This is a genomic window from Bradyrhizobium sp. P5_C11_2 (genome assembly GCF_054049755.1).
In genome coordinates this window covers 1-11,133 of sequence record NZ_JBFULT010000225.1, presented here as the reverse complement: position 1 = coordinate 11,133, position 11,133 = coordinate 1, and the positions used below count along the sequence as shown (strand labels likewise).

Below are 11,133 nucleotides of genomic sequence, written 5' to 3'. Positions count from 1 at the left end.
CAGGTCCTCGACCTGGGAGAATATCCGCTTTTCGATCACATCGCGAATCTTCTCGTAGGAAATCCAGGTCGGATTCTTGCCGCCGTTCTGCGCCCGCGACCGTAACGAGAATTTGACCACCTCGTTGCGGAAGTCCTTGGGGTTGGCGATACCGGCCGGCTTCTCGATCTTGGTCAGCTCCTGGTTCAACAGTTCGCGATCCAGCAGCTGTCCGGTGTCGGAATCCTTGAAATCCTGGTCCTCGATCCATGCATCGGCATAATCGACGTAGCGGTCGAACAGGTTCTGGCCATAATCCGAGTAGGATTCGAGATAAGCCTTCTGGATCTCGTTTCCGACGAACTCGGCGTAGCGCGGCGCCAGGTCGGCCTTGATGAATTCGAGGTAGCGCTTCTCGACTTCCTCGGGCAACTGCTCGCGCTTGATCGACTGCTCGAGCGCGTACATCAGATGCACGGCGTCGGCGGCGACTTCCTGCGGATCGTGGTTGAAGGTCGCAGCCAGGATCTTGAAGGCAAAGCGGGTGGAGACGCCGTCCATGCCCTCGTCGACGCCGGCGGCATCGCGATATTCCTGGACGCTGCGCGCCTTCGGATCGGATTCCTTCAGGCTCTCGCCGTCGTAAACCCGCATCTTGGCGAACACCGTGGAATTCTCGTGCTTGCGCAGCCGCGACATCACCGAGAACCGCGCCAGCGTCTCCAGCGTCGAGGGCGCACAGGGCGCGGCCGCGAGCTCGGAGCCCTGGATCAGCTTCTCGTAGATCTTCTGCTCTTCGGTGATCCGCAGGCAGTACGGCACCTTGATCACGCAGATGCGGTCGATGAAGGCCTCGTTGTTCTTGTTGGCCTTGAAGCTCGACCACTCGGCTTCGTTGGAGTGCGCGAGGATGACGCCGGTGAACGGGATCGCGCCGATGTTCTCGGTGCCGATGTAGTTGCCTTCCTGCGTCGCGGTCAGCAGCGGGTGCAGCATCTTGATCGGCGCCTTGAACATCTCGACGAATTCGAGGATGCCCTGGTTGGCGCGATTGAGGCCGCCGGAATAGCTGTAGGCGTCGGGATCGTTCTGCGCATAGGTCTCGAGCTTGCGGATGTCGACCTTGCCGACCAGCGAGGAGATGTCCTGGTTGTTCTCGTCACCAGGCTCGGTCTTGGAGACCGCGATCTGGCGCAGCCGCGACGGCTGAATCTTGGCGACACGGAATTGCGAGATGTCGCCGCCGAAGGCCTCGAGGCGCTTGTAGCACCACGGGCTCATCAGGCCGGTGAGGCGCCGGCGCGGAATGCCGTACTTCTCTTCCAGCATCGGTCCGAGATGATCGGGATCAAACAGGCTGAGCGGGCTTTCGAACACGGGCGAGAGTTCGTCGCCGGCCTTCAGCACGTAGATCGGCTGCACTTCCATCAGCGACTTGAGCCGCTCGGCGAGCGAGGATTTGCCGCCGCCGACGGGGCCGAGCAGATACAGGATCTGCTTGCGCTCTTCGAGGCCTTGCGCGGCGTGACGGAAGAAGCCGACGATGCGCTCGATGGTTTCTTCCATGCCGTAGAAGCCGGCGAAGGCCGGATAGGTGCGGATCGTGCGATTCAAAAAAATACGGCCAAGGCGGGAATCCTTGGCCGTATCAATCGTCTGGGGTTCGCCGATCGCCGCTAGTAGTCGTTCGGCCGCATTTGCGTATTTCATGGGATCGCTTCGACACGATTCCAGATATTCCGCCATCGACATGTCGTGCTGGCTTCTCGCCTCGAACGACCGAGCGAAAGCGTTGAATAGAGAATCGTTGTACATGATCCCTCTCCGCGTGAGTTCCGCTACACAACTGAACGAAAGCAGCGATCGGACCGTTCCTTAGCGCCACTCTCGAATCAGCGTGAGCACATGACGATCATTCGACACCCGGGCGCCTTCTCGGCGCAACGCACAACGTAGGCACAGGGTGAGTTACGAACAGGCACCTGCCTGTTATTTGAGCGAATCTATACCTGTATTTGCTAATTTCCAGCAAATGTCGCCTCACCGCAACATCCGGGCATTACCGGGGGTAGGCCCATCCGGCACCGCAGCATAGCCGCCGGCCGGCGGCAGCTTTATGACCTTCGTGGGGCCAAGCTTYGCGGGCCGTGATCGCGCTCTCGCCGCAATGCGATGCGTGAATCGCTGGCAGCATGACAGTCGCGGCAGGCACGCAGCAATGTGTCGAAATCCGTCGTCAACCCCTCGGATCGGATGACGACGCGGTCGGCAGACGCAGCGCGGATGCAGGAGAGCTGACGCTGCAAGGCCGGCGTCGGCGTCAGCACGATCACCTTGTGCCCGCGGCAGTCTTCAGCCAAAACCTCCGCAATCGACTCCCACAGCAGAAATTCATTGCCGATGCGGCGATCGCGGATGCCGTAGGGGGTGACGATCACCACCGCGCCCCGTTCGGACGGCAGCATCCAGATCAGCCGGCAGGTGACCAGGGCGAACACCACGACGCCGGCATAGCCGAGCATCGTGTCATAGTCGCCGATGCCGTCCCACCAATCGAAGGCAAGGCTTGCACTGAGCAGCGTCATCGCAAACCCCGCCGCGACCAGCAGTCGCAGGCGCGTAACGCATTGACCGATTTCGAGGTCGTGGGATGCGTCGATACACATCACCGGTTGCGCACCGTCGGCGGCGGCGAGTGCCAGGCCCTCAGGACGTATGTGCATGCTTTCCCCCAGCATCGCGATTCGCGACCGAGCCGACGACCCATCAGGCGGATCGGAATCCGCGGACGGCAGTGCGTGCCGCGACAGGCAGACGTTACGCAACGAGACCTCGGCCGAACCATCCCGGCCAATGACTTTTACGCAAATCCACCAGTGCCGCCTGGATCGTCATGATCGCGACGGAGTTACACTGAGAGTATGACGCCAATACCCTTGATTGGTTCCCTCCCGGGAGCATGTAAGCTAGAGGATAGCGCGTCAGGACCGGCGCGGAAACCCCTCGCCCGCAGGCTTGGAGATAAATAAACATCATGAATCCCGTCAAAGAACTGGAAAAGCACGGACAAGCCGTCTGGCTGGACTTCCTCGCCCGCGGCTTCATCGCCAAGGGCGATTTGAAGCGGTTGATCGAGACCGACGGCGTCAAGGGCGTCACCTCCAATCCCTCGATCTTCGAGAAGGCGATCGGCAGCTCGGACGAATACGACGCCCCGATCGGCAAGGCGCTGAAGCGCGGCGACCGCACCGTCGCCGACCTGTTCGAGGCCGTCGCGGTCGAGGACATCCAGAACGCCGCCGACGTGCTGCGACCGGTCTATGACAAACTCAAGGGCCAGGACGGTTTCGTCAGCCTGGAGGTCTCGCCCTACCTCGCGATGGATACCGCGGGCACGGTCGCCGAGGCGCGGCGGCTCTGGAAGGACGTCAACCGCAAGAACCTGATGGTGAAGGTGCCGGCGACGCCGGAGGGCCTGCCGGCGATCGAGCAGCTGATCGGCGACGGCATCAGCATCAACATCACCCTGCTGTTCGCGAAGGCGGTCTATCTGGAGGTCGCCGAGGCCTATCTCGCGGGTCTGGAGAAGTACGTCGCAGGCGGCGGCGATCCTTCGCATGTCGCGAGCGTGGCGAGCTTCTTCGTCAGCCGCATCGACTCGGTGGTCGACAAGCAGCTCGACGAGAAGATCGCCCGCGCCAACGACCCATCGGAAAAGGAGCGGCTCGCCGCGCTCAAGGGCAAGGTCGCGATCGCCAACGCCAAAGTCGCCTATCAGGACTACAAGCGCCTGTTCTCCGGCCCGCGCTGGGACAAGCTCGCCGCCAGGGGCGCCAGGCCGCAGCGCATGCTGTGGGCCTCGACCGGCACCAAGAACAAGGACTACAGCGACGTCCTCTATGTCGAGGAGCTGATCGGCCCCGACACCATCAACACCGTGCCGCCGGCGACGCTGGACGCGTTCCGCGACCACGGCAAGCCGCGCGACAGTCTCGAGGAGAATGTCGACGACGCCCGCCGCGTGCTGGAGGAGCTGGAGCGCTCCGGCGTCTCGCTCGACGCCATCACCGAGGAACTGGTCAAGGACGGCGTCAAGCAATTCGCCGACGCCGCCGACAAGCTGTATGGCGCGGTCGCCCACAAGCGCGCCACCGTGCTCGGACCCGCGATCGACCGGCAGCAGCTCTCGCTCGGCGACGGGCTCGGCAGGGCGGTGGCCAAGAGCACCGAGGAATGGCGGGCGTCCGCAAAGATCCGCAGGCTCTGGCAGCGCGACAAGTCGGTCTGGACCGGTACGGACGAGGACAAATGGCTCGGCTGGCTCGACAGCGCGGCGAAGGCCGACGTCGCCGACTATGAAGATTATGCCAACCGCGTGAAGGGACAGAAATTCTCCGACGCCGTCGTGCTCGGCATGGGCGGATCGAGCCTCGGGCCCGAGGTGCTGGCGGAGACGTTTGCAAGAAAGTCCGGCTTCCCGAAACTGCACGTGCTGGATTCCACCGATCCGGCGCAGGTGCGGGCGATGGAAGCCAGGATCGACATCGCTAACACCGTGTTCATCGTGTCCAGCAAGTCCGGCGGCACCACCGAGCCGAACGCGATGAAGGATTATTTCCATGAGCGCGTCGCGCAGGCCGTCGGTCCAAAGGTGAAGACCGGCCATCGCTTCATCGCGGTGACCGATCCCGGCTCGTCGCTGGACAAGGCGGCCAAGAAGCTCGACTACGCCCGCATCTTCCACGGCGAGCCCACGATCGGCGGTCGCTATTCGGTGCTCTCGCCGTTCGGGCTCGTGCCGGCCGCAACCGCGGGCATCGACGTCAAGACCCTGATCAAGCACGCGCTCTCGATGGCCCGCTCCTGCGGACCCGACGTGCCGCCGCAGGAAAACCCGGGCGTGCAGCTTGGGCTCGCCATGGGCCTCGCCGGCCTCGAAGGCCGCGACAAGGTCACGATCCTGTCGTCGAAGAAGATCGCCGATTTCGGCGCCTGGGCCGAGCAGCTCATCGCGGAATCGACCGGCAAGGAAGGCAAGGGCCTGATCCCGATCGCCGACGAGCCGCTCGGCGAACCCGCGCTCTACGGCAACGACCGCTTCTTCATCGACATCCGCACCGAAGGCGAGGCGGACGCCGCGCACGACTCGAAGCTTGCAGCGATCGAAGCGGCCGGCCATCCCGTCGTGCGCATCGTCATGAAATCGATCGACCATCTCGGCCAGGAATTCTTCCGCTTCGAGATGGCGACCGCAGTGGCGGGCAGCATCCTCGGCATCAATCCGTTCGACCAGCCGGACGTGGAAGCGGCCAAGATCAAGACCCGCGAGCTCACCGCGGCGGTCGAGAAGACCGGCGCGTTGCCGGCCGAGCAGCCGGTCGTCAGCACCGATGAGGCCGATCTCTACACCGACGAGGCCAACGCCGCGGCGTTGCGCGCCGCCGGCGCCAATGGCGATCTCACCTCGTGGCTGAAGGCGCATCTCGCCCGCTCCCACCACGGCGACTACGTCGCCCTGCTCGGCTACATCGCCCGCGACAAGGCGACGATCGACGCGCTCCAGACCATGCGGCTCGAAGTGCGCGAGAAGCGCCAGGTCGCGACCTGCGCCGAGTTCGGACCGCGCTTCCTGCATTCCACGGGGCAGGCCTACAAGGGCGGGCCCGACAGCGGCGTGTTCCTCCAGATCACCGCGGATGATGCCAAGGACCTTCCGGTGCCGGGCCAGAAGGCGAGCTTCGGCATCATCAAGGCGGCGCAGGCGCGCGGCGATTTCGACGTGCTCACCGAGCGCGGCCGTCGCGCGCTCCGCGTCCATCTGAAGGGCGGGCTCAAGAAAGGTCTCGCAGCGCTCAACGCGGCGCTTAACGACGCGCTGAATTAAAGGAATCTCTCAAATGCAACTCGGCATGATCGGCCTCGGCCGGATGGGCGGCAACATCGTTCGCCGGCTGATGCGTCACGGCCATTCGACCGTGGTCTATGACAAGGACGCCAAGGCCGTCGCCGGCCTTGCCGGAGACGGCGCACAGGGCTCCTCGACGCTGGAAGAGTTCGTCGCCAAGCTGGAGCGGCCGCGCACCGCCTGGGTGATGCTGCCTGCGGGGCGCATCACGGAAGCGACCATCGACACCCTTGCGAACGTGATGCAGGACGGCGACGTCATCATCGACGGCGGCAACACCTTCTGGCAAGACGACGTCCGCCGCGGCAAGGCGCTGAAGCAGCGCGGCATCCACTATGTCGACGTCGGCACCTCCGGCGGCGTCTGGGGGCTCGACCGCGGCTATTGCATGATGATCGGCGGCGAGAAAATCGTGATCGACCGGCTCGATCCGATCTTCGCCGCGCTCGCGCCGGGCGCGGGCGACATTCCGCGCACGGAAGGACGTGAGGGGCGCGATCCCCGCATCGAGCAGGGCTACATCCATGCCGGCCCGGTCGGCGCCGGCCATTTCGTCAAGATGATCCACAACGGCATCGAATACGGCCTGATGCAGGCCTATGCGGAAGGCTTTGACATCCTCAAGAATGCCAGCATCGAAGCCCTGCCGGCGGATCATCGCTACGATTTCGATCTCGCCGATATCGCCGAGGTGTGGCGGCGTGGCAGCGTGATCCCGTCCTGGCTGCTCGACTTGACCTCGACGGCGCTCGCCGACAGCCCGCAGCTTTCGGAATATTCCGGCTTCGTCGAGGATTCCGGCGAGGGACGCTGGACCGTGAATGCCGCCATCGACGAGGCGGTGCCGGCCGAGGTGCTGACCGCCGCCCTCTACGCACGTTTCCGTTCCCGCAAGGAACACACCTTCGCCGAAAAAATTCTCTCGGCGATGCGCGCGGGTTTCGGCGGCCACAAGGAGCCGAAGCAGCCGGACGCTTCGAAGCCAAAGTAAGAAGCTGGAGCAAGAAGCCGAAGCAAGAAGCCGAAGTAACAAGTAACAGAGCGAAGGCCGATCATTCGTGACAAAAGACCCGCAGCCAAAGCGCAAGCCGGAACATTGCGCCTTCGTCATCTTTGGCGTGACCGGAGACCTGACCCATCGGCTGGTGATGCCATCTCTCTACAATCTGGCGGCCGAGAACCTGCTGCCGGACAAATTCTGCGTCGTCGGCGTGGCCCGCAAGGGCCAGTCGGATGGCGAGCTGCGCGACAGCCTGATGAAGGGCCTGCGCCAGTTCGCCACGAGGCCGGTTGACGATGACGTCGCAAAACAGCTTCTGCAATGCGTGACTTTCGTCGAAGCCGACCCGAACGATCCGCCGTCCTTCGACCGCCTGCGCGATCATCTCGATACGCTCGAATGCGCGCAGGACACCGGCGGCAACCGGCTGTTCTACCTCGCGACACCACCGACCGCGTTCGCGCCGACCGCGCGCGAGCTCGGCCGCACCGGCATGATGAAGGAGAACGGCGCCTGGCGGCGGCTGGTGATCGAGAAGCCGTTCGGCACCGACCTCGTGTCGGCGCGCGCGCTCAATGCCGAACTGCTGAAGATCATGGAGGAGCACCAGATCTACCGGATCGATCACTATCTCGGCAAGGAAACGGTGCAGAACATTTTGGTGCTGCGCTTTGCCAACGGCATGTTCGAGCCGATCTGGAATCGCAACCATATCGACCACATCCAGATCACGGTGGAGGAAAAGCTCGGCGTCGGCCATCGCGGCGGCTTCTACGACGCCACCGGCGCGCTGCGCGACATGGTGCCGAACCATCTGTTCCAGCTGATGTCGCTGGTCGCGATGGAGCCGCCGGCCCGTTTCGACGCCCATTCGGTGCGCTCCGAGAAGGCTRACGTGCTCACCTCGATCCAGCAGCCAAGCCGTGAAGAGGCGCTGAAAAATTCGGTGCGCGCGCAATATCTCGCCGGCCGCATCGGCAACGACGCGATCACGGACTATCGCAAGACCGAGGACGTCAAGCCCGGCAGCACCACCGAGACCTTTGTCGCGCTCAAGCTGATGATCGACAATTGGCGCTGGGCCGGCGTCCCCTTTTACTTGCGCACCGGCAAGGCGCTGGGTCACAAGCGCACCGAAGTCGCGATCAAGTTCAAGCAGGCGCCGCTGTCGATGTTTTCGGGCACGGACGTCGACCGCCTGTCGCAGAACTTCCTCACCATCGGCATCGCGCCGACCGAGACCATCGAGCTGCAGTTCAACGCCAAGATTCCCGGACCCAGCATCACCATCGACGGCGTCGAGATGAAGTTCCGCTACGGCGACTATTTCAAAGCCGATCCCTCGACCGGCTACGAGACGCTGATCTACGACTGCATGATCGGCGACAACATCCTGTTCCAGCGCGCCGATGGCATCGAGGCCGGATGGCAGGCGGTGCAGCCGTTCCTGGACGCCTGGAAGAGCGAGGGCACCAACGGCATCGAGACTTATGAAGCCGGCAGCGACGGCCCGGCCTGCGCCGACGAACTGCTCCGGCGCGACGGACGAAGCTGGCGGAAGTTTTCGTGATGGCGGCGGCCGGCCAGCCGGAGCTGATCGTCGCGGCCGATGCGGAGGCCCTCGCGCAAGCCGCGGCCGAGCGGGTGATGGCGCGGATCGCCGCCAATCCCGGGCGCATCGCGATCTGCCTGACCGGCGGCTCCAGCCCGAAGAAGCTCTATCAGCTGCTCGGAAGCGACGCCTGGCGCGGCAAGATCCCGTGGGATCGCGTGCACTGGTTCATCGGCGACGAGCGCTTCGTGCCTGAGAGCGATCCCCTCAACAACATGGCGGTCGCGCGCGCGACCTTTCTCGATCGCAGCGCGCCCTCCGACCATGTCCACCCGATCCCGACCGCGGCTGAAAGCCCGGACCAAAGCGCCGAGACCTATGCGCGCGAGCTGCAGGCCTTCTACGGTTCGGAAAGCCTCGATCCGGCCCGGCCGCTGTTCGACCTGGTTCTGATGGGCGCCGGCCCGGACGGCCACACCGCCTCGCTGTTTCCCGGCTACCCCGAAATCGAGGAAATGCAGCGTTGGGTCGTCGGGGTGCCCAAGGCCAATGTGGCCCCCTTCGTGCCGCGGGTCTCCCTCACCCTGCCCGTCCTTGCATCCTGCCGCGAAATGCTGTTCGAGATTGCGGGACATGACAAGCAGCCGATCTTGACGCGCCTCCTCAATGGCGAGACTCTGCCGGCTGTACGCGCGCGCTCGAATGGTGAGACCATCTGGATGGTCGACCAGGCCGCGCTTCCGGAGGAAATTCGTGGCGGGCGTTGAAGCACCTTGTGCATTGATCGTGATGGGCGTGTCGGGCTCGGGCAAGAGCACGGTTGCGGAAGCGCTGGGCGAGCGGCTCGGCTGGCGGTTCGAGGACGGCGACAGCTTTCACCCCGCCAGCAACGTCGCGAAGATGAGGGCCGGCCATCCGCTCACCGACGAGGACCGCTGGCCCTGGCTCAACGCCATCGCCGACGAGATCGCGCGGGTCTGCGACCGCGGCGAGCACGTCATCATCGCCTGTTCGGCGCTGAAGCACAGCTATCGCGACGTGCTCCTGCGTGGACGCGACGACGTCCGCTTCGTCTTCCTGAAGGGCACGAAGGAGCTGATCGCCGACCGGCTCGCCCGCCGCAAGGGCCATTTCATGCCGCCCGAGCTGCTGACCAGCCAGTTCAGCACGCTGGAGCCGCCCGAGGCGAGCGAGCACGTGATCAGCGTCTCGATCGACGAGTCCGTCGAGGCGATCGTGGACGGCGTCGTGCGGCAGTTGAAACTGGGCGGCGCAACATCCACGGCCGAGAAACCCAAGGTCGTGGAACCCAAGGTCTTGAAACCCAAGGTCCTGAAACCCAAGGTCCTGCCATGACGCACATCTCGCTCGTCGTCTCCGACGTCGACGGCACGCTGCTGACCAAGGACAAGACGCTGACCGATCGCGCCCGGGCCGCGGTGCAGCGGCTGCATCAGGCCGGCATCGGCTTCACCATCACCTCGAGCCGCCCCGCCATCGGCATGCGCTTCCTGATCGAGCCGCTGGCGATCTGGCTGCCGGTCGGCCCGTTCAACGGCTCCTCGATCATCGATCCCGAGATGAAGCCGGTCGAGCAGCACCTGATCCCCGCGAGCGCCGTCGAACGGTCCCTGCAAATCCTCCGGGAATTCGGCGCCGACATCTGGCTCTTCACCTACGACAAATGGCTGATCGATAACCCGGGCGGCAAATACGTCGCCCATGAGCGGCACACCATCCGCTCCGACCCGACCATCGTGACGGATTTTTCGCCGTACCTCGCCAGCGCCTGCAAGATCGTCGGCGCCAGCGCCGACGCCGCCGGGCTCGAGCGTTGCGAAATGGCGATGCAGGAGGCGCTCGGCAGCGAGGCGACCGCGGTGCGCTCGCAGACCTATTATCTCGACATCACGCCGCCCGGCTTCGACAAGGGCACCTTCGTGCAGGCGATGGCCAAGCGCCTTGGCATTTCCACCGACGCGGTCGCGACCATCGGCGACATGCAGAACGACCTTGCGATGTTCCGCGTCAGCGGCGTCTCGATCGCCATGGGCAATGCCACCGACAGCGTCAAGGACCAGGCCACCCACGTCACCGCAACCAACGAGCAGGACGGTTTTGCCGAGGCGATGGAGATGATTTTGAAACTGAATGGGGTTGGCTGAGTCACTACTTCGACCGCTGCACCGCCGGCTTCTCGCTCTCCTGCCTTGCCGCCGACAGGTTGTGCGCGGTGTTGATCAGCGCGATGTGGGTCAAGGCCTGCGGGAAATTGCCGGTCTGGCGCCGGGCGCCTGAATCATATTCTTCGGCCAAGAGGCCTACATCGTTCGCGATGCGGACCACGCGGTCGAGCAGCACTTGCGCCTTGTCGAGATCGCCGGCCAGCACATGGGCATCGGCCAGCCACAGGCTGCAGGCGAGGAACGCGCCCTCGATCGGCTGCTTTTCCTCGGACATTTCGCGCGGATCGTGCCGCAGCACGAAGCCGTCGCGCATCATGTGCTTTTCGACGGCCGCGATGGTGCCGCGGATGCGCGGGTCTTCCGCCGGCAGGAAGCCGACCGCCGGCAGCAGCAGCACGCTGGCGTCGAGCAGCTTTGAGCCGTAGGACTCGACGAAGGCGTTTTCCTCAGCATCGAAGCCTTTGTTGCAGACGTCGCGATGAATGGCCTCGCGCAGCGCGCGCCAATGCAG

At 64.3% G+C, this 11,133-nt stretch carries 9 protein-coding genes; 6 read left to right on the top strand and 3 right to left on the bottom strand.

All coding sequences use genetic code 11. From position 1 onward, the window contains the following. Both ACXJL8_RS20960 and ACXJL8_RS20955 read right to left on the bottom strand, forming a co-directional pair. A partial coding sequence (locus ACXJL8_RS20960) for a PrkA family serine protein kinase (protein WP_456685497.1) occupies nt 1-1,794 on the bottom strand: 1,794 nt, incomplete at its 3' end. 299 nt (nt 1,795-2,093) lie between these two features. Beyond that, nucleotides 2,094-2,702, bottom strand: coding sequence for an STM3941 family protein (locus ACXJL8_RS20955; RefSeq protein ID WP_456685496.1), 609 nt, complete (start codon nt 2,700-2,702; stop codon nt 2,094-2,096). A 311-nt stretch (nt 2,703-3,013) separates the two neighbouring features. Between ACXJL8_RS20955 and ACXJL8_RS20950 the strand changes: the two genes are divergently transcribed. The 6 genes from ACXJL8_RS20950 to ACXJL8_RS20925 all read left to right on the top strand — a co-directional run bounded on the left by ACXJL8_RS20950 (nt 3,014) and on the right by ACXJL8_RS20925 (nt 10,601). After that, complete coding sequence (locus tag ACXJL8_RS20950) at nt 3,014-5,863, top strand: bifunctional transaldolase/phosoglucose isomerase (RefSeq protein WP_456617960.1); 2,850 nt, start codon at nt 3,014-3,016, stop codon at nt 5,861-5,863. Between the two features lie 13 nt (nt 5,864-5,876). Next, nucleotides 5,877-6,875, top strand: coding sequence for a phosphogluconate dehydrogenase (NAD(+)-dependent, decarboxylating) (gene gnd / locus ACXJL8_RS20945; RefSeq protein WP_456617961.1), 999 nt, complete (start codon nt 5,877-5,879; stop codon nt 6,873-6,875). 67 nt (nt 6,876-6,942) lie between these two features. Then, complete coding sequence (gene zwf / locus ACXJL8_RS20940; protein ID WP_456685495.1) at nt 6,943-8,454, top strand: glucose-6-phosphate dehydrogenase; 1,512 nt, start codon at nt 6,943-6,945, stop codon at nt 8,452-8,454. Further along, nucleotides 8,454-9,203, top strand: a complete 750-nt coding sequence (gene pgl / locus ACXJL8_RS20935; protein ID WP_456618097.1) for a 6-phosphogluconolactonase — start codon at nt 8,454-8,456, stop codon at nt 9,201-9,203. The genes zwf and pgl overlap by 1 nt, the downstream gene beginning before the upstream one ends. Beyond that, a complete protein-coding gene (locus ACXJL8_RS20930) occupies nt 9,190-9,792 on the top strand; it encodes a gluconokinase (protein ID WP_456617963.1) in 603 nt (200 codons plus the stop codon). The genes pgl and ACXJL8_RS20930 overlap by 14 nt, the downstream gene beginning before the upstream one ends. Then, a complete protein-coding gene (locus ACXJL8_RS20925; protein ID WP_456617964.1) occupies nt 9,789-10,601 on the top strand; it encodes an HAD family hydrolase in 813 nt (270 codons plus the stop codon). The genes ACXJL8_RS20930 and ACXJL8_RS20925 overlap by 4 nt, the downstream gene beginning before the upstream one ends. Before the next feature lie 4 nt (nt 10,602-10,605). On the opposite strand, the gene ACXJL8_RS20920 is transcribed toward ACXJL8_RS20925, so the two are convergent. Next, nucleotides 10,606-11,133, bottom strand: a 528-nt coding sequence (locus ACXJL8_RS20920; protein ID WP_456685494.1) for a glycoside hydrolase family 15 protein, incomplete at its 5' end; no start/stop codon positions are given.